The organism is Paenibacillus sp. J31R109 (genome assembly GCF_059692055.1).
Genome location: NZ_JCAUAR010000004.1, coordinates 337,184 through 358,602 on the forward strand (window position 1 = coordinate 337,184; position 21,419 = coordinate 358,602).

At 46.3% G+C, this 21,419-nt stretch carries 21 protein-coding genes and 2 other annotated features; of the genes, 9 read left to right on the top strand and 12 right to left on the bottom strand.

What is annotated here, in order from left to right; genetic code table 11:
• Window positions 1-94: 94 nt before the first annotated feature.
• From AC58QT_RS14405 to AC58QT_RS14435, 7 genes are all read right to left on the bottom strand, one after another.
• Window positions 95-1,672 (bottom strand): 2-isopropylmalate synthase, encoded by a 1,578-nt coding sequence (locus AC58QT_RS14405; RefSeq protein ID WP_497409570.1) that lies wholly within the window; start codon window positions 1,670-1,672, stop codon window positions 95-97.
• Window positions 1,673-1,848: 176 nt separating this feature from the next.
• Window positions 1,849-2,113 (bottom strand) — a binding site (T-box leader).
• A gap of 60 nt (window positions 2,114-2,173) precedes the next feature.
• Window positions 2,174-2,425, bottom strand: a binding site (T-box leader).
• A 237-nt stretch (window positions 2,426-2,662) separates the two neighbouring features.
• Entirely contained in the window at window positions 2,663-3,703 is a 1,041-nt protein-coding gene (tsaD, locus tag AC58QT_RS14410) for a tRNA (adenosine(37)-N6)-threonylcarbamoyltransferase complex transferase subunit TsaD (RefSeq protein WP_497409728.1), read from the bottom strand.
• Between the two features lie 64 nt (window positions 3,704-3,767).
• Window positions 3,768-4,271 carry a ribosomal protein S18-alanine N-acetyltransferase gene (gene rimI, locus AC58QT_RS14415; RefSeq protein WP_310499731.1) on the bottom strand — a complete coding sequence of 168 codons (504 nt, stop codon included), beginning with the start codon at window positions 4,269-4,271 and terminating at the stop codon, window positions 3,768-3,770.
• Between the two features lie 2 nt (window positions 4,272-4,273).
• The gene (gene tsaB / locus AC58QT_RS14420; RefSeq protein ID WP_497409571.1) at window positions 4,274-5,083 is read right to left on the bottom strand and encodes a tRNA (adenosine(37)-N6)-threonylcarbamoyltransferase complex dimerization subunit type 1 TsaB; all 810 of its coding nucleotides are present in this window, start codon (window positions 5,081-5,083) and stop codon (window positions 4,274-4,276) included.
• Complete coding sequence (gene tsaE, locus AC58QT_RS14425; RefSeq protein ID WP_497409572.1) at window positions 5,064-5,570, bottom strand: tRNA (adenosine(37)-N6)-threonylcarbamoyltransferase complex ATPase subunit type 1 TsaE; 507 nt, start codon at window positions 5,568-5,570, stop codon at window positions 5,064-5,066. The genes tsaB and tsaE overlap by 20 nt, the downstream gene beginning before the upstream one ends.
• A 135-nt stretch (window positions 5,571-5,705) precedes the next feature.
• Window positions 5,706-5,888, bottom strand: a complete 183-nt coding sequence (locus tag AC58QT_RS14430) for a small, acid-soluble spore protein, H family (RefSeq protein WP_310499728.1) — start codon at window positions 5,886-5,888, stop codon at window positions 5,706-5,708.
• Window positions 5,885-6,070, bottom strand: coding sequence for a hypothetical protein (locus AC58QT_RS14435; protein WP_310499727.1), 186 nt, complete (start codon window positions 6,068-6,070; stop codon window positions 5,885-5,887). Before AC58QT_RS14435 ends, AC58QT_RS14430 begins: the two co-directional genes overlap by 4 nt.
• A 158-nt stretch (window positions 6,071-6,228) precedes the next feature.
• Between AC58QT_RS14435 and ku the strand changes: the two genes are divergently transcribed.
• Window positions 6,229-7,110, top strand: a complete 882-nt coding sequence (gene ku, locus AC58QT_RS14440; protein ID WP_497409573.1) for a non-homologous end joining protein Ku — start codon at window positions 6,229-6,231, stop codon at window positions 7,108-7,110.
• A 67-nt stretch (window positions 7,111-7,177) separates the two neighbouring features.
• On the opposite strand, the gene AC58QT_RS14445 is transcribed toward ku, so the two are convergent.
• Genes AC58QT_RS14445 through AC58QT_RS14455 form a run of 3 tightly spaced genes read right to left on the bottom strand, consistent with a single transcriptional unit; the run spans window position 7,178 to window position 11,007 of the window.
• On the bottom strand, window positions 7,178-8,287 hold the full coding sequence (locus tag AC58QT_RS14445; RefSeq protein WP_497409574.1) for a GerAB/ArcD/ProY family transporter: 1,110 nt from the start codon (window positions 8,285-8,287) through the stop codon (window positions 7,178-7,180).
• 21 nt (window positions 8,288-8,308) lie between these two features.
• Complete coding sequence (locus AC58QT_RS14450; protein WP_497409575.1) at window positions 8,309-9,463, bottom strand: Ger(x)C family spore germination protein; 1,155 nt, start codon at window positions 9,461-9,463, stop codon at window positions 8,309-8,311.
• A gap of 17 nt (window positions 9,464-9,480) precedes the next feature.
• The gene (locus AC58QT_RS14455) at window positions 9,481-11,007 is read right to left on the bottom strand and encodes a spore germination protein (RefSeq protein WP_497409576.1); all 1,527 of its coding nucleotides are present in this window, start codon (window positions 11,005-11,007) and stop codon (window positions 9,481-9,483) included.
• A 205-nt stretch (window positions 11,008-11,212) separates the two neighbouring features.
• On the opposite strand from AC58QT_RS14455, the gene AC58QT_RS14460 reads away from it, so the two are divergent.
• Window positions 11,213-12,151, top strand: coding sequence for an ATP-dependent DNA ligase (locus AC58QT_RS14460; RefSeq protein ID WP_497409577.1), 939 nt, complete (start codon window positions 11,213-11,215; stop codon window positions 12,149-12,151).
• Window positions 12,152-12,158: 7 nt separating this feature from the next.
• Here the strand turns inward: AC58QT_RS14460 and AC58QT_RS14465 are convergent, their stop codons facing one another.
• Window positions 12,159-13,127 (bottom strand): helix-turn-helix transcriptional regulator, encoded by a 969-nt coding sequence (locus AC58QT_RS14465; protein ID WP_497409578.1) that lies wholly within the window; start codon window positions 13,125-13,127, stop codon window positions 12,159-12,161.
• 154 nt (window positions 13,128-13,281) lie between these two features.
• On the opposite strand from AC58QT_RS14465, the gene AC58QT_RS14470 reads away from it, so the two are divergent.
• The 4 genes from AC58QT_RS14470 to ligD all read left to right on the top strand — a co-directional run bounded on the left by AC58QT_RS14470 (window position 13,282) and on the right by ligD (window position 16,687).
• Window positions 13,282-13,761, top strand: coding sequence for a hypothetical protein (locus AC58QT_RS14470; RefSeq protein ID WP_497409579.1), 480 nt, complete (start codon window positions 13,282-13,284; stop codon window positions 13,759-13,761).
• Between the two features lie 20 nt (window positions 13,762-13,781).
• Window positions 13,782-14,258, top strand: coding sequence for a GyrI-like domain-containing protein (locus AC58QT_RS14475; RefSeq protein WP_497409580.1), 477 nt, complete (start codon window positions 13,782-13,784; stop codon window positions 14,256-14,258).
• Between the two features lie 153 nt (window positions 14,259-14,411).
• Window positions 14,412-15,704: an arsenic transporter gene (locus AC58QT_RS14480; protein ID WP_497409581.1), complete on the top strand. Its 1,293-nt coding sequence runs from the start codon at window positions 14,412-14,414 to the stop codon at window positions 15,702-15,704.
• A gap of 92 nt (window positions 15,705-15,796) precedes the next feature.
• Complete coding sequence (gene ligD / locus AC58QT_RS14485; RefSeq protein ID WP_497409582.1) at window positions 15,797-16,687, top strand: non-homologous end-joining DNA ligase; 891 nt, start codon at window positions 15,797-15,799, stop codon at window positions 16,685-16,687.
• 26 nt (window positions 16,688-16,713) lie between these two features.
• Here ligD and cls read toward each other — a convergent pair whose 3' ends face one another.
• Entirely contained in the window at window positions 16,714-18,141 is a 1,428-nt protein-coding gene (cls, locus tag AC58QT_RS14490; RefSeq protein WP_497409583.1) for a cardiolipin synthase, read from the bottom strand.
• A gap of 196 nt (window positions 18,142-18,337) precedes the next feature.
• Here cls and AC58QT_RS14495 point away from each other — a divergent pair, with 196 nt between their 5' ends.
• Genes AC58QT_RS14495 through AC58QT_RS14505 form a run of 3 tightly spaced genes read left to right on the top strand, consistent with a single transcriptional unit; the run spans window position 18,338 to window position 21,406 of the window.
• On the top strand, window positions 18,338-20,014 hold the full coding sequence (locus AC58QT_RS14495; RefSeq protein ID WP_497409584.1) for a spore germination protein: 1,677 nt from the start codon (window positions 18,338-18,340) through the stop codon (window positions 20,012-20,014).
• A complete protein-coding gene (locus tag AC58QT_RS14500; protein WP_497409585.1) occupies window positions 20,001-21,173 on the top strand; it encodes a Ger(x)C family spore germination protein in 1,173 nt (390 codons plus the stop codon). The genes AC58QT_RS14495 and AC58QT_RS14500 overlap by 14 nt, the downstream gene beginning before the upstream one ends.
• A gap of 2 nt (window positions 21,174-21,175) precedes the next feature.
• A complete protein-coding gene (locus AC58QT_RS14505; protein WP_497409586.1) occupies window positions 21,176-21,406 on the top strand; it encodes a hypothetical protein in 231 nt (76 codons plus the stop codon).
• Window positions 21,407-21,419 lie beyond the last annotated feature (13 nt).

Here is a 21,419-nt window from a genome sequence, read left to right on the forward strand (position 1 = left end):
CATTGTACACAGGGTATGTGTATAACCTTGCTCACACGATGTGTATATATCTAAGTTTTCTTACAATTCGGATGTATGCGACGAAATCTATTCGTTAAGAAGCTGGAATAACGGTCTCCGTTGTCTCGGAGGTCACGCTATTTTGCATCCGAATCGCTTGATTGCAAGCCGATATGAACGCTTTGGCTACCGCAACAAGCACATCCTGGTCGATACCCGTGTTCTTGTAGGTTTGACCGCCAACCGAAATCGTCACTTCGGCTTCACCGGTAGCTTTTTCCCCTGTGGACAACGAGTGCAGCTCCAGATCAGAGAACTCCACATCCATCGGGATCGCTTGTTGCAGACAATGCACGATAGCCTCGATTGGGCCTTCGCCGGTACCAGAGTAGACGCTCTCTATGCCCGTCTGATTATTTCTGACAGATACGGAAGCTACGCGATTACGGTCACTGCTCGAAATCACTTGCATATGCGACAGCGTGAACGGCTCCATTTGCCCATCAACCGTACTGCCTACAAGCTCCATCAGTTGGTCATCTGTGACCATTTTCTGCTCATCGGCTTTTTCTTTGAAGCGCGTATATAGTGAATCCAGTTCCTCGCCTGTAAGCTCGATACCGAACTGACCCACGCGATGCTTCAGTGCATGACGGCCGGAATGCTTACCAAGGATAATCATAGAGCGCGGAATGCCCAGCTTTTCTGGATCCATAATCTCGTACGTATTGCGGTTTTTAAGCAGCCCATCCTGATGGATACCCGCTTCGTGTTGGAAAGCGTTACGGCCGACAATCGGTTTGTTATAGGCAATCGGGAAACCCATGATGCGGGAGACCATTTTGGAAGTGTTAAAAATCTCGCTCGTCACGATGCCCGTTTCCACCCCCATCGAATGCTTCCGCGTCTCAATCGCCATGACAAGCTCTTCAAGTGAGCAGTTACCGGCACGCTCGCCGACGCCGTTCACCGTTACTTCCACATGCGTGACACCTGCAGCAATAGCAGCAAGGCTGTTGGCAACAGCAAGCCCCAGATCATTATGACAGTGGGCGCTGTACTCGACCGTATCGCCGCCTCTTACACTTTGGCGCACTCTGCGGAACATCGCACCATATTCTTCAGGAAGCGCATAGCCCACTGTGTCTGGTATGTTGAGAATCGTTGCACCTTCGGCGATCACAGCTTCTAGCACTTCGAAAAGGAACTCATCCCCCGTTCGAGTCGCATCCATCGGCGAGAACTCGATCCGATCGACGAATTGCTTCGCATAGCCGACCATAGCGCGAGCCATCTCGACTACCTGCTGACGCGATTTGCGCAGCTGGAAATCCAGGTGGATGTCCGACGAGGACAGGAACATGTGAATGCGTCTGGATGCTGCGTCTTGCGTAGCTTTGACCGCTGCGTCGATGTCGGCTTTGACCGCGCGAGCGAAGCCGCAGATCTCAACGCCTTGCAGCTCGCGTGAAATCTGCTGCACCGCTTGAAAATCGCCAGGGCTTGAGATCGGGAATCCCGGCTCAATCGTGTCAATGCCCATAAGAGCAAGCTGTCTCGCGATGCGGATTTTCTCTTCTGGGTAGAGGGATGCGCCCGGCGCTTGCTCTCCATCACGAAGTGTTGTATCAAAAATGCGAATGCGCCGATTAGTATTTGTATGGTTTTCCATGGTTGTTTCCTCCTAAGGTATGCCCGTGAGGGCTGTGAATTTGTATGGTCTCATGTGCTGTAAGCGTGTTTTTCACCGTTACAGCGTGCAATTCATCCGAGCGGCGACTTTAGTCGACTGTATTCAGTGGCTGCAGCTCACTAACCACAGACGACAAAAAGACCCGTCATCTCCACATAAGAGACGACGGGTCTTCACCCAGCGCGGTACCACTCTTGTTGACTCCGTGAAGGAGTCCACCTCAGATATAGCCAGCAAGCTGCTCGCTATATCACCTGATCACGGAGGTCATCCGTTCATCCCTAACAGCTAATTTTCACCAGCCGATCAAGATGACCGCTTCCAAGCGAGTTCAGGACGTTCTCGGTCTGCGTTGCATCAACCCGCAGCTTTCTGTACCGGAGAGATCGAATCCTTACTACTCTTGTTCATCGCGTTATTTATATGTGTTTCGTCAGATAAATCAGTTTCAGAACAACCAAAAAAGCCTGCCATCTCTATAAAAGAGACGACAGGCTTGAACCTTCCGCGGTACCACTCTAATTGATCCGAGCTGTTACACTCGAAACCACTCATGCACCTGATCACGGGGGTCAACCGTCAAGACCTACTTGGGTGCTGGATCCTTGGCATCCTTATCAGTCCTACCGCTCCCGGGCGAGTTCAGGTGACGTTTCGTCTGTGCTTTCACCAAGCGCACAGCTCTCTGAGCGAAACTGTTCATGCCTTACTATTCCCGTTCGTTGCGTTTGAAAGTATTGATTGTGATTATAATATGCACTTTTTTCAAAGTCAATACAACTGTCTGAAAATTTATTTTATTTGATTACTCGGAGCATGCCCCGAAGCTGATGCTGATTTAGTTCGACTTCCCCTGCTTGGCGGAATTGAATTCCACGCTCATCGAGGGCGATGAGCGTCCATTTAGTTTGGTTTTTTCGGACTAATCGTGCTTGCGAGGGCGAAAAGCATCTAAAGCATCTAAAACACCTACCACTCTTCGAGCTTAAGCTGTGGCTCAGCTTTCAGTTCCATGGAGTCGAACTCTTGCTTGTCCCACTTCAAGAAAGCGGCGGCGCCTATCATCGCCGCATTATCCGTGCACAGCCGGTGCGGCGGCACCAGCAGCGGCACACCCAGCTGCTCGCAGCGCTCGGCGAGCCTGCTGCGCAGCCCTTTGTTCGCGGCGACACCGCCCGCGAGCAAGAGCTGTTTCGCGCCGAATTCCTTCACGGCGCGGCTTGCCTTTTCCACAAGTACGTCGATGACGGATGCTTGGAAGCCCTTAGCAATCTGCGCGACCTGAACGGTTTCGCCGCGCATTTTGCTTTGGTTGACGACGTTCAGCACCGCGGATTTCAATCCGCTAAAGCTGAAGTCGTAGGAATCTGCCTCGAGCCAGCTGCGAGGCATCCGAATCTCGGAATCAGCTTCCTGTGCAAGCCGATCCACGTGCGGACCGCCCGGGTAAGGCAATCCCATTGCCCGGGCAATTTTATCGTAGGCCTCGCCGGCCGCATCATCGCGCGTGCGCCCGATGATACGGAACTGGCCGGGGCCTTCGAGCAGAATAAGCTCGGTGTGTCCGCCAGACACGACGAGCGAAATCGAAGGATACACCAGCTCATGCACGAGCTGGTTGGCGTAGATATGTCCCGCGATATGGTGAACACCAATCAGCGGGAGCTCTAGGGCGCAAGCGAGCGCTTTGCCCGCGACGACGCCAACGAGCAGGGCCCCGATCAATCCGGGGCCTTCGGTTACGGCAATGGCGGAAAGCTCGTGGAGCGATACGCCCGCTTCTGTGACGGCTTCCTCCAGCATCCATGTGATCGACTCCACATGCTTACGGGAAGCCACTTCTGGCACAACACCTCCATAGCGTTGGTGCGTTTCGATCTGGCTCGAAATCATGTTCGAGCGTATGATTTTGCCATTTTCGACAATTGCTACGGAAGTCTCATCGCAGCTCGTTTCAATAGCGAGAATATACACCGGCTTTGATGTTACATCTTGATCTTGATCTCTCATATTTCTTTGTTGTCCATCCTGTTGCGTCTGTTCATTACTCACTCTATTCACCTATTTGAAAACCTCATTCACTGAGGCTATCCTTTCTACGATTGGGCAAATCTGCCCACATAACGACAGCATCCTCACGATTATCCGTATAGTAGCCTCTACGCACACCAACAGAACGGAAGCCTAGCTTCTCGTATAAATTTTGTGCCACATAATTCGAGGTTCTTACCTCAAGCGTAATGCGAATGGCACCAAGGAACGATGAAGTTTTCATCAACTCACGGAGGAGTCTTTCCCCGAGCTTACGACCTCGGTAGGTGTCTTTTACCGCGATATTCGTAACATGGGCTTCCTCCATAATGAGCCACATGCCGCCATATCCTGCGACTTCCCCATCGATATCCATGATCATATAGTGAGCAAATTGGTTGTTCGTCAGCTCATTCTCAAAAGCACCTCGGGTCCAAGGTGTCGTGAACGCTTCCTGCTCAATCTCGACAATAAAAGGAATGTCTTCCATGGTCATCGAGCGGAATACCAATGCATTTTCTATGGCATGCGGCTGTCTCTGTTCCATGATTATTGTTCCCCTTTCTTCGTCTGCAGGCCAGCCAGCAGATTGGCTTCCGCTTCTGGAAGCCTCGTGTAATTCGGTACGAAGGTATGAACATCCGCTTTCTCGCCACTTGCAAGTCTAGGATAAGCGAGTATACCAATATATGCTGCCTCAATCCCATAAGGAACCACACTCACACTGCCTCCAAAATCTTGGGCAAACTGCTCAAGCTCCGCCACAAAGCCCTCTGTCTCTCCGACAAATAGAATGTGATTAGGCGCAGCAGCAGCTGCTTGGGTAAGAATCTGGTCCGTCCACGCTCCAATGACCCGAATACCATCCGGCAACACTTCACGCCAAGTAGCATCAGGCACTCTTGCTTCTGTTACTGGTGTTGCTCCTTCAAACGCATACACAGCCGTAAACGCCTGTTTACGCCTTCCATCCATCAGCGGAACAACCCATGTCAACCCTGTTCTTTTATAGTCGTTCTGTACAGAACCACCAAGCGCCATCGCTTCTAAACTGGATACACCGACGAGATCCAATCCGATGGACCATGCGAATGTTTTGGCTACAGAAACAGCGATTCTAACGCCCGTATAAGAGCCTGGTCCTTGACCGGCAACGACCGAGCGAAGATCTCTCGGCTTCATTCCTAAACTAGAAAGCAAATCTTGTATGTGAGGTATCAATCCAATAGAATGATTTCGTTCCGCGTGAGAGCTAACTTCACCAAGCAGACGACCATTTTCCAAAACAGCTACTGTCATTGCCGAAGTTGAAGTATCGATGGCTAAGCATCGACCTGTATTAGTTATCTGTTCCGTCATGTAAATATCCGTTCTCCTTCATCTGTTCACACCAGCCTAGATACGGCGAACCGTATGGAGTCAGGTGAAATACACGAGTCTGATCAGCCTCTTGGGTGATCGTAATCCTTAACCTCTCTGGTGGCAGCAAATCCTCAATTAAACTAGACCATTCAATCAGCGTGACCCCTGCCCCATAGAAATAATCCTCTAATCCCAATTCATCTGCTTCCTCTTGCGAAATACGATACATATCCATATGGTAGAAAGGGAGACCAACTCCCTCATATTCTTTGATAATCGTAAAAGTAGGCGAATTCACATGCTCCGAAATCCCCATTGCTCTTGCGAAGCCTTGTGAGAATCTTGTTTTGCCAGCACCCAAATCACCATCTAAGGTCAAGACCGTACCTGGTTGTAGATAGGTTGATAATAAGGTTCCCAGTTTATCCGTATCTGCTTCATACTCAGAACGAAACACAAATGTGGATTGAGTCAATGATCTCATCCCTTTCTTCCGCGTGCGCGTGCTGTTTCTATTATAGTCCCCGCTAGCAGGTGACAGCAACCTGTCACCTGTGAAAAAAAGAAAAGCCCTCCCCGATTCAATCATCGGAGAAGGCTGCTTTTGCCCATACGGACCTTAGTGTACCTCTTCAAGCTCCCTAGCTGGAACGACCCGAGCATCTGCGGGATTGCCTTCCGCATGTACTTTGACGAGACCTTTACCGGAATCTACACTGTCAATCCAGACAGCCATACCGTTCAGATCCACCTCAATTTTCTCATCTGCAGCTAAAATCTCCTGAGCGCGGTGAACATTCATGGTTCATCCAGTACGGATTCCGGATATTCCATCGTATCCGTGGTTGAGTGCTCAATTAACCCACCCTGCATGGTGACGTTACCGCCGCCAAGCCCCTCATTAATCATACGATCAATGTCCATATAACAATCGTCCCTATCTTCATTGTTCGTATTTTGTGACAGATTTGATTCTGATGCCATCCGTAATCCCTCCTTTGGTTCGCTATTTGGGCTATCATGTTGCATTAATAAGCTTTCCATTCTCAGCGCTAACCATTCTCTTAAATCCCTGCCGTATAAAGGTTCTGCTTCAAGAGAATACTAGTACAATTATGTATGTTGGGGGAGGAACGCTATCTATGCATACGGTGTGGAAAGGTGCCATCAGCTTCGGGCTTGTTCATGTGCCTGTTAAAATGTTTTCAGCCACAGAGGATAAAGACATCTCTATGCGCTATATTCACAAAACTTGTATTACCCCGCTATCTTATGTCCGAAAATGTCAGACTTGCGAAAAGGAAGTAGAGTGGGAAGAGATTACGAAGGGCTATGAATATGAGCCTGGACGATTCGTACTTTTTGAAAAAGACGAGTTAGAAGAAATCTCCGGTGAAGCCAATAAGGAAATTAAGATTTTGGACTTTGTCAATTTAACAGATATCGACCCCGTTTATTTTCAAAAGACGTATTATCTCGGCCCTGGAGATACAGGTGCAGGTGCTTACATGCTATTGCTTGATTCGATGCGCCAAACAGGCAAAATCGGTATCGCCAAGGTGTCTATCCGCTCCAAAAGCTCGCTAGCCGCAATCCGCGTCATTGACAATTGTTTAGCTATGGAAACGATCTTCTACCCGGATGAGATTCGGCCAATTTCGCAAGTCCCTAACCTTCCAGAGAAGGTTACTGTGAATGAGCGGGAGATGGAGATGGCCAAAATGCTGATCAATCAGCTATCTACTCCTTTTGAACCGGAGAAATACAAAGACGAGTATCGAGCTCGCTTACTGGAAGCCATTGACCATAAAGTGGCTGGCGAAGAGATTCAGTCCGCTCCTCAATTGCAAAAGACAAGCGTCATCGACCTGATGTCCGCGCTGCAAGCCAGCTTAAATGCGACGAAACCGTCCGAGGGCACAATAACGCTTGGCGCCGATGCCTCGGTGACCGAGGAGAAATCGCAAGGGAAAAAGCCCGCAGCAAAGCCGCGTGCCCGAAAACCCAAAGAGCCTGTTACATGACAGCGATAATAAAAGTGCCCGTCTCGGTATTGGAGATGGGCACTTTTTTTCCAGTTATTTGGTGCCCTCACCCCTGCGAGGCAGGTTTCAGCTTTTTTCGTTTCATCAGCGCTAACATCAGCAGCACTAACGGCCCAATAACCATGAAAATTGGAAAAATGATGGGCGCCGCTATTTTTTGCGGGAAAATAATCGAGATCTCTTCATAGTTAACGGGTATGAAGGATAAGAGCATCACAACGAGTGCAGTAATCCATGTGACGATTTTCCAGTTTTGCATACCTAATAGCTGTGACGCCCCGTAGCTTGCAACAAATAAATAAAGCCCCAATTTCGTAAAAATACTTATAATCCAAATACTCACCACGATGGCATCCAAATTTTCAATAATGCCGCCAATAGAAATGGATCGAACAATCATTAACATCGGATACGGATAGGCAGCAGCTACATTGGGACCAAACATTAGGATACTGACGATCATGGACAGTGTTGTCAGTATGCCTGAAAGCATAACACCGCTGACGGCGTAGCGAACGGTGTGCTTCCTTTTGCTCACAAAAGCGATCAGCACCATGAGCAGAATACAATCAGCTAAGAAAGCTGATGTCGGAAGCGCCCCCTTCATGATGGACATGACATTGTTATCTACAAGAAGGGGGAGCAGTCGATCCTCGTTCATTTGATTGATACCAAGCAGCATAGGGCCAACCACACAGAGCAAAATAATCGGCCCCGTAATTTCACATATACGCGCTATCACGCCTACCCCATGTAAAGTAGGATAAAGTACGACAAGAAGCATCGGCACTTCAACCACATAGAGGGGCGTCTTAGGCATAATGGTTCCTGTAATAAATAAACTGAATTGCTGCAAGATCACGGTCAGAATAACTAGCCAAACCAAGATGTAGAGAGCAGTGATCACCCAACCTAACCATTTGCCTAACAATATTCGATTGTATTCAGCGATGGTCCGTCCTGGGAAAATCACATTAAGCTTCCCACAAACATAAGCAATGGCCATCCCCACCAATGTGGCCAATAGGATCGATATCCACGCATCCTGCTTAGCCATTTGAGCAGCTGGCGAAGTCGTAAGCAGTATGGTCATAATAATTTGCGTACTAACCATCATCCAGAATATTTGCCGGTTTGATAAATCCATATCACTCATGAACGCCCCTCCTCTCTACCATTATTGAGCCATTATCATTGGGAAATTAGATATACCTGGTCTTTGTATCACGCTTTTGACATCTAGCTCAACGTCTATGGACGGATAGATGGTATGCCACTCCTCTTTGGCCTTCTTCCACTCCCGTGGATACTTTTTATGAAAGGCTCGGGCAAAGCCAAGTACGTCTACCTTTTGTTCTTTTTGTAATTGTTGTAAGGTATCGGTCAAAATTTTGCAAATCTTCCGATCGAATGGTTCGTCTAATCTCCTCATGTTATCTGAGCCATTTGCCAGGCTTATGTCTGTTGAATTTTGTACAACATCCGCCTCTAATTTCAGTTGGACCTTCATTTTCCAAATCCCATTCTCAATTATTGGATGGAGATGGAGATCAGTCGTTATGATTTTGATGACAATTTTCCCGCCATCTTCTTGCTCTGTAATTGTAATATTCCGTCCAAGATCTTCATGAATAAACAATCGAACTCCCATTTCTGATTCATGTGTTAGAAAGCCCACTAGCTTGCCCTTTTGTATGACGCACATGCCCTCTACGGTGATAATCGATTTGTGAGATTTGTTGGAAATTAAATTGCTTTTATTGGCAACAGGCAGTAAAAAGTCCCCTGACTCTCCACTCAACACTTCCTCGATATCATGCATCGTCGAAGACTGAATCAGTGGCTTCTGAGAGAGTTTAATTAACGTTTCATACGAGTTGGGATCATTTTGCGTCTCTAACAGCGCCCTGGCTGTTCCTCTGCATACAAAGAAATTAGCCTGTTCCCGCGGCTGAATATCCCTAAATAGAAAATCAAAATCATCAAACATGCCGCTTCGCGCCAATGCTTCACCAAAGAAATACGCTTTGGCATGACCCCAAGAAAAATAGCGAGGGAACTTCTTTTGCAATTCAGTTAACGCATCTGCCATAGAACTTCCTGACACTGAAACAGTATAAACATTGCCATTCCCAGCACTTCCGTCTCCAGCGGAGGCTGCCGGATTCGGGATGAAGACTTGGACAGTCACTTCAACCTCACCATCATCTAGGCCTTTGTCGATACCTGCTGCAATGATAAAAGCCATGTCATTCACTTCGATCCGATCCCAGCATCCCGTTAAGAGCAGCACGCAAAGGGAAATGATAGGAAAGACTATATAGTTCCTCATTGCGGTCCTCCTATCCGCTAGTCCTCATTCTGGTCATTTTGGTTTTCGCCTTGTCTTTTCAAATTCGTTTTAGCTGCATAAAAGGCGGGACGAGATGTCAATTTGCTGATGGGAGCACGAAATAGGACATCTTTAATGCCTTTTGGATAAATCGGGGCAAATGGTGCCAAATAAGGGACACCGAAAGATCGAAGAATACACAGATGACTGATGATTAACAGCAACCCCAGAATTAAACCAAACAATCCTAAGATGCCAGATAGTATCATAATGGGAAACCGAAGGATGCGTAAGGAGATACCTGCTGAGTATTGCGGCATCATAAAGGAAGAAATACCGGTAATGGCTACAACCATAACCATCGGGGCAGAAACCAAGCCCGCTTGAATGGCGGCTTGTCCAATTACGAGTGCTCCTACAATACTGACGGCAGAACCGACCTGCCTAGGCAGTCGTACGCCCGCTTCACGCAGCGCTTCAAATGTAATCTCCATAATCAACGCCTCCACCAATGCCGGGAAGGGGATCTCTTCACGTGATTTGGCAACACGCAGCAATAGCGTTGTAGGTACCATTTCATGATGAAAAGTTAATACAGCAACATAGATGGCTGGCGCTAGCATAGCGATTAAGAAAAAGGTATATCGGAGCCAGCGAATCAAGCTTCCAATAAGAAATCGCTCATAATAATCCTCAGGCGATTGCATCAATGACCAAAATGTCGTGGGAGCTACGAGCGCAATCGGCGTGTTATCCGTAATAATGACAACACGACCTTCTAACAGACTTGATACCGCCACATCCGGTCGTTCGGTTGACTGTAATTGAGGAAAAGGCGAGTAGATATTGTTCTCAATCAGCTCTTCGATGTAGCCGCTCTCTAGAACGCCATCAATCTTAATTCGAGCGATTCGTTCCGAAACTTTTTTTATGATTTCTGGTTTCGCGATCCCTTCGATGTACGCTATCGTGACATTCGTCTTCGAATAACTACCTAGAATGAAAGGAACAAATTTCAACGCGGGTGTTTTTAACCTTTTGCGAATTAATGATCGATTCACTTCTAAGGATTCAACGAACCCCTCGCGCGGGCCCCTGACGATAGATTCAGCCAATGGCTCTTCTACATTCCTACCTTCAAAATGCGAAATGCCAATGGATATGGCCCCTTCAAGGGTATCTAGCATCAGAACCGGTTTACCGTTCAGCACTTCGTTCAGGATACCCCCCAAAATGCCTACCTCATTAAGCTCGGGCACCTGGATGTAGCTCATCGCCTCGTTCATCGATTTCATACTTTCGGTATTAGCGTGCTTAATCGGTTCAAGGACATGCCCATCAAGCAGTTCTACATTCACCATCCCCCGTAAATACAGGAGGGCTGCTTTCATGCCGTTCTCCAAATAAAACACTGAGAAAACAACATCATCACAGTCTTTAAATAACGTCCGCAAATGAAGGATATTCGAGGAAATATCTGCTGAAACCAGGGTATGAAACGTTTCCTTGCTGATACTTGGATCCTCAGGAAAAGGTTGATTCATGCCTAACTCTCCTTTTCTTCCCACATTCATTTACGTATTGTTATGCTCTCAAATCCATTAGGCTATTCAGTTGTTTCCTTTGCAGGTGTTTTTTAACAAGAAGCAATGGTGTGCTTTGTTTGATAAATGAATTTCATCTCATCTTACATGTTTCTCTCTTCTCATAATGGAAATAATGGAAAGTAAAACATACTTGGAGACATTCATGAAACTACATCCAATAGTCCCCTTCGAGCCCATACGTACAGAAATAATACCAACGTCAAGTGACTGGATAACACAAATAAAATGGGATGGCGTGAGGATGCTAACTTATTTTGATGGTCATGAGGTTCGATTAATGAATCGCAAACAAAATGATCGAACCAACCAATATCCTGAGTTATTAGCTATTCAAACCTATTGCTCCGCTACTTCTTGTATCATTGACGGGGAAATAATCGCATTCGACCAAAAGAAACCTGCGTTTCACGAGGTAATGAAAAGAGAATCGTTAAGAAATAAAAAAAGTATTGACCTTGCATTAAGTCGCACGCCAATCACTTATATGATTTTTGATATCGTCATGTACAACGATATTTGGTTACTAGATCGACCATTGCTAGATAGACAGAAAATTCTTGAAGAGGTCATTATCCCAAACTCAAACGTACAAATAACGCAAAATTTTGCCGATGGAAATAAATTATTTGAGGTTATGAAAGAACATGGTATGGAAGGCGTTATTAGTAAGGACCTTCGAGGAAAATATCTAATCGGAGGGAAAGATACACGTTGGCAAAAGAAAAAGATATTTCATGATTTATATGCAGTTATAGGTGGAGTAACACTTCGAAATGGCATTGTGAATGCACTGCTCTTAGGTTTGTTTGATCAAGGAAATTTGCATTACATTGGTCATGCAGGAACGGGAAAGTTAAGCAACAATGATTGGCGAAATTTGACTCAGTTGATTCAATCAAAGATTATTACGGAAAGACCGTTTGCCAATGAACCAGCAAGAAGTAATGAGGCCATTTGGGTTAAACCTGAGCATACAGTAAAAGTGCAATTTCTAGAGTGGACATCCAATGGAACCATGAGACACCCTAGTATTCAGTCTTTGGTTGATGTACAGATTACTGACTGTACATTTCAGCAGTAAGATGGGATTATCGAAATTTTAACACAGCTAAACGCTCTTCCAAAATCACACGCAGTTCATCAGGAATCCGCTCAAACTCGACTCCTTTGCCCAAAAATAAAAGCCAATCCGCATAATACGCCAGCGCTTCTGTATCGGTCACATCCAACTGAACATTGAAAATCCCGCTCGATTGAAACATCCCCGTTAAGGACAAAATGATCCCAGGCGGGTGCATACGCTTAAAGCGCTGAATCCCAATCGTATCCAGTTTCACAACAAGATTGGATTCACGTGCACGAAGCAGCTTCTTGTTTAAAATCTCTTGTTCAGTCCACTTCATCTTCCCCTCAGAAATGGCCGAATCCCTTAGCATCTCAACAGGTAAATAGCGAAACTCATCCGTATCCAAATCGTAAACTTCTACCAGCCACTGCGCATTTGAGTTAAATATATGCAGCAAATAAACGTCCAGCAACTGTGGCCAGCCAACACTCAATTCATAAGTCACGCGTAAATGTTTATCCCGAACAGCAAGCGAAATCAGCTGGTTTAGCTCCGCGGGGGCCGCATCATCAAGCTCCAAAAGATTGGGATTAGCGGGATTTGTATTTTCGAAAAGCAAGATATTATTCAGCTCGATCAGCTCGTCTTGCTGGGTTTGCGACGCAATACCGATCAGTTTTTCGGTAATGGAGCGGCGATTTTGCAGATAAGGCAGCTGCGAATTTTTCGAGGCGATAAAGCTGATAAAAATCGCTTTCAACTCTTCTGGCGTAAAGCGAGCGGCGGGTAAATATTGATTGGGCAGGACATGGTATCCACCACCACGCCCAAGTTCAGACGTCAACGGAAAACCCATCGTCTGAATCTCTTCGATATCGCGAATTGCCGTCGCACGGGAAATCTTAAACTCCCGCACAATCTCACCAATCGTAAAATGCGCGCGGTTATTGATGTAACGCATGATTAGGTTTACTCGTTCTGTTTTTTTCATGATGTTATTATATCAAATATGGAGCCTAAAATGTCAGCTCAGACGGTTGTATAATGTCAATTTTTAGTTTTCAATAAAAGGTATCATTTCTTGATACATTTGACCCGTAGAATCAGTCTTGTGAAGAAAACATCCCCCAAAGGAGAGAATAAATATGACTAACTACGCAATCAAAACAATCTCAGAAAACTACAAAATGACGGGTTTTGGTGTTACATTTGATGACTTCAACGACTGGGCAGGTAATGCAGCAAAAACGGCAGCGAAGAAAGCTGAAATCACTGAAAATGGCAAGCTTGCTGAACTTCTCGCACTCGCTGACGGGCAAGAATATCAAATCAACTACGTCGTGGACGGCAAGGCTTGGCGCGGCTTCGGCGTGATGGGTGAGTTCGAGGTGGAAGGCGCGGTCGTCCTCGATTTCCTAGCTGGCGAGTACATCGTCGTGCCTGGGACAGGTGCTGACAAAGACCGTCTTGCTGACGAAATCACAGGCAAGGTATTCGGCGGCCTGCTTCAAGAAATCAAAGAGTATAAATATGTCGGTCCTGGTAACGCAACGTTCGTGAAAGCAAATGAAACAGGTGAATTCTACGGGGAAATGTCGCTTCGTGCCAATAAAGTAGGAAACTAATCCATGTAAGGAGCAATCTCATGGCCAATTACACACTTGATCACAAGAAATCATTCACATTGACCGCTTATGGTTTTTCAATCCAGTCGAACTTTCAAGACATGCCAGCTATGCAAAAAGAAAAAAACGAGTTTTGGGACAAACTCAAGGCTGACGGGCGCTTTAATAAGCTCAAAAACGCCGCAAAAGATGATCGCGAATGGTCAGTCAACGAGGTTTATCAAGGTAAACCGTGGAATTATTTCGCGGTAGAAGCTGGCAAATCAGTGGGTGACGCAACGCGCATCATTGAATTTCCAGAGAGCGAGTACATCGTGGTCTCAGGTAACGGCGACAAGGAAACTTTATTTGATCAGCTGACTTACCGCGCTTTTGGCGAAGTCTTGGCCCAAATCACGGATTATGCTTACATCGGTGGTCCCAATGCGACTTATCGCAAAGATAATGGCGATGGCACATTTTACGGCGAATTTTGGGTGCCTGTGGTTAAAAAATAAGGGTACTCAACATGCAGACTAGGGTTTTATTCCCTTGTTTGCATTTTTTAATTGAACACTTCCTTCCCCTTCATAAAATTATATCTATACAGACCTCCATAAATTTGAGATATTTACATCGTCGTTTATTTAACTGTCGATCTGGAGGCTGTCATGATTTATTTAGCTATTCTCATCTTTTTACTTACGATTACCTTCGTCATTTGGCAGCCGCGAGGCTTAAGCATTGGTTGGACAGCATCAGCAGGAGCTTTGCTTGCCCTTGCTTGCCAAGTTGTTTCCCTGCAGGATGTCGCCACAGTTACAGGCATCGTCTGGAACGCGACACTCGCATTTGTGGGCATTATTGTAATCTCCATTATCTTAGACGGAATCGGATTCTTCGAATGGTCTGCCCTCCACATGGCACGCCTAGCCAAAGGTAACGGCAAGCTCATGTTCGTCTACGTGATCCTGCTCGGCGCAGCGGTGTCGGCCTTTTTTGCCAATGATGGGGCAGCCCTGATCCTTACACCTATCGTATTAGCCATGGTCCGCGCGATGAAGTTACCAGATGCCGCCATTCTTCCTTTTATTATGGCAAGCGGCTTTATCGCGGACACTACGTCACTGCCTTTTGTCATAAGTAATTTGGTAAACATTCTTTCTGCTGATTTTTTCGGGATCGATTTCGTCACTTATGCAAGCCGAATGTTCGTAACGAGTCTATTCTCATTAGGCGCAAGCTTGCTGGTTCTCTACCTTTATTATCGCAAACAAATTCCTGAGACCTATGATATTGCAGAGCTGAGACCTCCTTCGGAAGCGATTAAAGATCTCCGTCTGTTTCGCTTATCTTGGTGGATTCTCGGTATTCTATTAATCGCTTATATTGGCAGTGGATTTATTCATGTTCCTGTTTCATTCCTCGTTGGCGCTGCCGCATTTGGCTTCCTACTCATTGCCAGAACGAGCGCTGTGATGGATACCAAGAAAATTGTGAAAGAAGCTCCGTGGGCCGTTGTCATATTCTCTATCGGAATGTATGTCGTGGTCTACGGGCTTAAAAATGTCGGTCTCACGGATGCGCTTGGGGATGTGATCGAGATTATTTCAAGGGAAGGTCTGTTCGTTGCCACTTTAGGCATGGGCTTCCTTGCAGCGATCCTCTCCTCGATCATGAACAATTTGCCGACGGTGCTGATTGATGCCCTAGCGATTCAAGGTACTCAAACGGAGGGCATACTCAGAGAGGCGTTGATTTACGCCAATGTCGTTGGGACCGATCTGGGACCGAAAATGACGCCAATCGGTTCGCTTGCAACCCTTATCTGGCTTCATGTTCTAGCGAAAAAAGGTGTCAAAATTACTTGGGGCGGTTATATGAAAGCAGGTATCATTCTAACGGTACCAACACTGCTTATCACGTTGATCGGTTTGTATCTATGGTTGCGGGTCGTAGCCTGACATGCAGGGGAACACTTACTACTCCGTTTGAGAAGTGTCTGACTAGGCAATAATTGGTGATACGACCAAGCTAAGAAGGAGTTCCCCGACCTATGGCGTTCAAAGCAGAGAAAGCGACGCTTCTCGTAGAAGGCAACGAGTTAACGATCACGAATCCGAATAAGCCGCTGTGGCCTGATCTAGGCATCACGAAAGCGGATTATCTAACGAAGTTAAGTGAGCTCTCGCCGTACCTCTTACGTTACTGTCGTAATCGTCATTTAACGACGATTCGCTTTCCACACGGGTACGATGATAAGTCATTTTATCAGAAAAATGCTCCGGATCCTGTCCCCAGCTTCGTTAAGCTTGCGCCGCTGGACGGTATTAACTATGTGAATTTAGACTCCTTATCTACGCTCATGTGGCTTGGGAATCTTACATGCTTGGAATTTCATCCGTCTTTCCATTACATCGGGGAAACACTTCCTGCGGAATGGTTGATCGATATTGACCCTACCTTAGAGGAAGAACCTCGCATCATGGAAGCAGCTCTTATTATAGGTGAAGTCCTCGATTCGCTGCATATTCAGTCGGTTCCCAAAACCTCTGGTGCTACTGGTGTGCAAATTTACATTCCTATTCAACCTGGCTATACATTCGAAGAGCTCCGACGTGTGGGGCAGTTTATAGCGGCGTATGCGGTGAATATGCATCCAAAACTGTTTACTATTGAGCGCTTCAAGAAAAATCGGGGTGATAAGATTTATATCGACTATCTCCAGCATTGGTACGGCAAAACACTCTCGGCTCCCTATACGCCACGCGCCAAAAAGGATGCCACCGTTTCAACGCCCTTACTTTGGAAAGAGGTCGAGCTCCATCCTAGCCCTCGCGAGTTCAATCAACTCACCATCATGAATCGGTTACGAACCTATGGAGACCTAATTGACCGTGTTTCTCCCCAAAACTTAGACGCTATTTTAGCGAAATTAAAAGAGTAGTTCTATCCAGAACTACTCTTTTTCATTTAGAACAAAGGAGATAATAGCCGCGCAATCCTCTCCTTCCTTTTCTCACTCCGCGACCGCCTCTCAAACTCATCAAGTCTAACTTCCGTACATTCCTTCAGATCCATCTCGAAGTCGCTCTCCAAACGGCGAATCACCTTCTCGTCAAACATCACCGCATTCAACTCGAAGTTGCTGAAAAAGCTTCGCAAATCCACATTAGCCGTCCCCGATGTCGCCATGATGTCATCGACGATAATCACTTTGGCATGAATAAAGCCTTTTCGGTACAAGTAGAATCGTACCCCAACCTGCAGCAATTCCTGCAAAAAAGACCTTGAAGCGTATTGAACGATACGAGAGTCGGCCTTGAAAGGGAGAATAATACGCACATCTACACCACTGATCGCCGCTGATTTGAGAGCCATTATGATGCCGGGATCTGGAATGAAATAAGGCGTTGTCATCCATATTCGCTGTTTAGCAGCAATCAAACCCGCGAAATACATCTCCTGAATAGCATCCCATCTTACATCGGGACCACTGGAAATGACTTGCACGAACGACGATTCTTGCACGGAATGAGATGGATAATAGCTGTGTCCAACCAATCTCTCACCGCTCACAAAGAACCAATCTGTCAAGAATGTTCGCTGTAAATCATAGACCGAATCACCCTGCAGCATGAGGTGGGTATCTCGCCAGAAACCAAGCTTCGGATCACCGCCTACGTATTCATTACCAATATTGATTCCACCTACGAACCCGACCAAGCCGTCCACAACCACGATTTTACGATGGTTTCGATAATTCAGTCGTTTATCAAAGAACGCAATCAGCGGCTTTAAGAATGGTTGAACAGCAATCCCAGCACGCTTCAATGTCTCTGTGTATGCCTTCGAAAGCGAATGACTGCCAATGCCATCGTAGGTGACCCTCACGATTACCCCTTCCTTCGCTTTTTCAAGCAAAGCTTGTTGAAATCTTAACCCTATCGCATCATCGCGGATCGTATAGAACTCGAAGTGGATATGATGTTGTGCCTTCCTTATTTCCTGCAGCATCGCCTCGTACGCCACATCCGCATTCGTGAGTACTTCAACGCGATTCCATGCTGTAATCGGTGCATGAGGCACGTGGCGCAGCCACTCACGCAGGCGTATTTCACCTGCCAAGAAGCTGTCTACACCATTTTGTGAGGCTGATCCGACTTTGGAAGTGGCGCCTTCGAACTCTCGTTTATCATCATGAGGACTGGCGAGGATGTGAATTCGCTTCCGTCTAACGTATTCCCTTGCAATGAAGATATACATAATAAATCCAATTATTGGAAAAATAAATAAAATACTTAACCATGCGACTGACTTTGCAGGCCTTTTATATTCACAAATGAGAATCGTAGCTGCCTGAAATATAAACAACAACAGCAGTAGCAGTACCCATAACAACAACACCATCTCCAGTCCCTACATCTTCATGCTGAGATAGCTTTTGCTAAGGTCTTCCGTGCTATACCTTTTCTTTCCAATACGACCCGTGCAATAAATTTTTCCAACTTTCGTAATAAAATCCTTCTGTTTCGCAGAATATAATCTACGCATTCTTATTTCTTCAACTCAGCGTAACAGGAGGTGCCTATCGCTTATGGCCAAAACACCGAAATATTTGATGAAAAGCATCCTACAAAGTCGGAAATCTCACTCATCAAGTGAAGGTCCTCCCCCGCCCACTCTGGAGCAAGCACTCGATATTCCATTCATCGAGGACCTTAAGAAAACGAAGCTCTCGCTGCTGTTAGATGAGAATCATAAATTTATCAAAGATATGTTCACGGAATGCTCCGATGTCGTTGTGAGGGAATTCGAGATTGATCCGCATATCCCAGCCCTGCTTCTATTCGTTGATGGTCTAACCAATACGGAACTACTGAACGATACTATGAAATCACTCATGCTCATTGGTGGTGGAGAAACTTCGATTGAACGCATTGCGAATGTGATTCTGCCCGTGTCTCAGACACAGATTTCCGATAATTATGGCGATTTACTCACTTCTGTCTTGGGCGGCGATGCTGCTCTGCTTGTTGAGGGGAACGCGAAAGCCATTCTGCTCGGCATCCGTGGCACAGAGAAGCGTTCAGTTGGTGAACCGGAGACAGAAACCGTCGTGCGCGGGCCGAAGGAAGGTTTCGTCGAGAGCATCCGGACGAACACTTCCATGATCCGCCGCAAGTTAAAAACACCTAAACTCAAGATGAAATCCATGTGTGTCGGCAAACAAAGCAATACGAATCTTGTCGTGTGCTATATGGATGACTTAGCCATGCCTTCATTGATTGAAGAAGTCGTCAAACGAATTGAGCAAATCAAGATTGATGCCATTCTAGAATCAGGCATGATTGAAGAACTCATTCAAGATGACGCCTATTCGCCATTTCCACAAATGCAATATACAGAGCGTCCTGACGTAGTTGCTTCCGCCTTACTTCAGGGACGGGTTGCCATCCTTACTGACGGGACCCCATTTGCACTCATCGTTCCCTTCGTCTTCATTCAAATTATGCAGACAAGCGAAGATTACTATGAACGATTCCAGATCAGCTCGCTCTTACGTATGCTTCGTTATGTCTTCATGTTTCTGTCTTTGACGACACCTGCACTTTATGTCGCAATAACGACGTACCATCAAGCACTACTACCAACAGCTTTAATGCTTAGCGTCGCTGCCTCACGGGAAGCAATCCCTTTCCCGTCAGTTGTAGAAGCCTTCATTATGGAAATTACTTTCGAGGCTTTGCGTGAGGCAGGCATTCGACTCCCTAAGGCAGTGGGCTCAGCTGTTTCCATCTTGGGCGCACTCGTCGTTGGACAGGCGGCGGTGCAGGCAGGTATCGTTTCAGCACCTATGGTCATTGTTGTATCCATTACTGGGATAGCTTCCTTCACGATTCCACGATTCAACGGGGCGATTGCCATTCGGATGCTGCGTTTTCCCATTCTCATTGCTGCCGCTATTTTTGGCTTCTACGGAATCTTCTTCTCCTTAATGATTCTTATCGGACACATGGCGAATCTTCGTTCCTTCGGTGTTCCATATTTATCACCAATCGGTCCTTTATCTGCTACAGATATTAGAGATGTGCTCATTCGTGCGCCTTGGTGGCAGCTGCAGAAGCGGCCTGAATTTATGGCCATTCAAGATAACATCAGTATGGATAATGCATTGCCGGATCAAATCAGGAAAGCCGGAGGTTTGGATGGCAGCAACATAGACCACGTACACAAAGCCAGTAAGGAGGAGCAATCAAATGATTCATCCTAAACTGCGTTTAAGAATGGTCGCCATCTTTCTATGTTCCACGACTCTGCTTACTGGCTGTTGGGATCGTACGGAGACGAATGACCTCGCATTTGTCGTTACGTCTTCCATTGATCTAGAAGATGACGGCAGATATCGTGTCGCGTATATGTTCCCGCTTCCTGGTTCTATGGGCGGGGCAAGCGGCGGAGGCGGCGGAACAGCTGGAGGAAAAAGCTATTACATTGATTCAGAGGTAGGGAACACCTTCCGCGATGCGGTCAGCAAGCTTCAAATGCGGTTGTCACGACGAATATTCCTCTCACATCGACGCACGATTGTCATTGGCGAAGAACTCGCTAAGGATGGCATCAATTCGATATTTGACGTCCTACCGCGATCACCCGAGAATCGGATGACTTGCTTCCTAGTCGTTGCGAAAGGCAAGGGCTATGACCTCTTGAAGGCTGAACCCAAGTTCGAACGATTCCCTGCAGAAACCATTCGAGAGCTGGCCAAATCACGCCAATCCATGCCTACATCTATGAAGGATGTGGGTCTGTCTTTAAGCTTCAAAAGCGACCCAATCATGAGCTATATGCAACCGCATATGGGCGATTCTGTTAAAGAGTCAGCAAATGAAATCCAAATGGCTGGTTACGTTCAATTCAAAGGGGACAAGATGGTTGGCGTCTATAAAAAGAAAGAAGCCAATGGCCTCATGTGGCTTCGAAATCAAGTGAAAGAGCAGCAACTCACGTTCCCCATGAAAGAAGGCAAAGATATTTCCATTGCCGTCATTGGAGGCAAGTCAGCTATTACACCTAAACTTCTTGAGGATAAAGTTAGATTCGACGTTCTCGTCGATGTTCGTGGAGCCATACGCGAAGACTTGTCTGATGAGGATTTATTTAAGACCGAAAACCTTCGGATCGTTGAAACCAAGTTTGCAGAGGAAATCAAACTTTGCATATTAGCGACGATTAAACAGATGCAAAAACAAGGTACAGATTCGGCTCAACTAGGTCTCATGGTTTGGCGGACTCACCCTCAGGAATGGAAAGAACACTATGAGAAGGACTGGGAACATTATTTTAAAGAAGCCGAATTCAATATTGTGGTTAAGGTCACTATTCCTGATTCCGGCGTTATTAATCGCAACGTGACCAAGGGAGGTATTTAACGATGGATGGCATCTTCATCATTAGCTTTCTCACCTTGTTAGTTGGATTCTTTCTTATGGATCGCAAAATGCTGCGGCAGGCGAAAGCGGGATACCAAATAACCTATGGTCTTGCCGTTGGCATGATTCTTGTCCTTCTCGCGACAAAATATTTTCACATCGACATACCGATGCCTCCCTATTTCTTCGTGCAAAATGTTTCTCCTTGGCTTATCCGAGTTCTTGGCATCTAAGTAGAAAGGTGGT

What these genes read in the sequence shown, in the direction of transcription:
- AC58QT_RS14405 (WP_497409570.1), bottom strand. Translation starts at nt 1,672, where the DNA reads ATGGAAAACCATACAAATACTAATCGGCGCATTCGCATTTTTGATACA.
- tsaD (WP_497409728.1), bottom strand. Translation starts at nt 3,703, where the DNA reads ATGAGAGATCAAGATCAAGATGTAACATCAAAGCCGGTGTATATTCTC.
- rimI (WP_310499731.1), bottom strand. Translation starts at nt 4,271, where the DNA reads ATGGAACAGAGACAGCCGCATGCCATAGAAAATGCATTGGTATTCCGC.
- tsaB (WP_497409571.1), bottom strand. Translation starts at nt 5,083, where the DNA reads ATGACGGAACAGATAACTAATACAGGTCGATGCTTAGCCATCGATACT.
- tsaE (WP_497409572.1), bottom strand. Translation starts at nt 5,570, where the DNA reads ATGAGATCATTGACTCAATCCACATTTGTGTTTCGTTCTGAGTATGAA.
- AC58QT_RS14430 (WP_310499728.1), bottom strand. Translation starts at nt 5,888, where the DNA reads ATGAATGTTCACCGCGCTCAGGAGATTTTAGCTGCAGATGAGAAAATT.
- AC58QT_RS14435 (WP_310499727.1), bottom strand. Translation starts at nt 6,070, where the DNA reads ATGGCATCAGAATCAAATCTGTCACAAAATACGAACAATGAAGATAGG.
- ku (WP_497409573.1), top strand. Translation starts at nt 6,229, where the DNA reads ATGCATACGGTGTGGAAAGGTGCCATCAGCTTCGGGCTTGTTCATGTG.
- AC58QT_RS14445 (WP_497409574.1), bottom strand. Translation starts at nt 8,287, where the DNA reads ATGAGTGATATGGATTTATCAAACCGGCAAATATTCTGGATGATGGTT.
- AC58QT_RS14450 (WP_497409575.1), bottom strand. Translation starts at nt 9,463, where the DNA reads ATGAGGAACTATATAGTCTTTCCTATCATTTCCCTTTGCGTGCTGCTC.
- AC58QT_RS14455 (WP_497409576.1), bottom strand. Translation starts at nt 11,007, where the DNA reads ATGAATCAACCTTTTCCTGAGGATCCAAGTATCAGCAAGGAAACGTTT.
- AC58QT_RS14460 (WP_497409577.1), top strand. Translation starts at nt 11,213, where the DNA reads ATGAAACTACATCCAATAGTCCCCTTCGAGCCCATACGTACAGAAATA.
- AC58QT_RS14465 (WP_497409578.1), bottom strand. Translation starts at nt 13,127, where the DNA reads ATGAAAAAAACAGAACGAGTAAACCTAATCATGCGTTACATCAATAAC.
- AC58QT_RS14470 (WP_497409579.1), top strand. Translation starts at nt 13,282, where the DNA reads ATGACTAACTACGCAATCAAAACAATCTCAGAAAACTACAAAATGACG.
- AC58QT_RS14475 (WP_497409580.1), top strand. Translation starts at nt 13,782, where the DNA reads ATGGCCAATTACACACTTGATCACAAGAAATCATTCACATTGACCGCT.
- AC58QT_RS14480 (WP_497409581.1), top strand. Translation starts at nt 14,412, where the DNA reads ATGATTTATTTAGCTATTCTCATCTTTTTACTTACGATTACCTTCGTC.
- ligD (WP_497409582.1), top strand. Translation starts at nt 15,797, where the DNA reads ATGGCGTTCAAAGCAGAGAAAGCGACGCTTCTCGTAGAAGGCAACGAG.
- AC58QT_RS14495 (WP_497409584.1), top strand. Translation starts at nt 18,338, where the DNA reads ATGGCCAAAACACCGAAATATTTGATGAAAAGCATCCTACAAAGTCGG.
- AC58QT_RS14500 (WP_497409585.1), top strand. Translation starts at nt 20,001, where the DNA reads ATGATTCATCCTAAACTGCGTTTAAGAATGGTCGCCATCTTTCTATGT.
- AC58QT_RS14505 (WP_497409586.1), top strand. Translation starts at nt 21,176, where the DNA reads ATGGATGGCATCTTCATCATTAGCTTTCTCACCTTGTTAGTTGGATTC.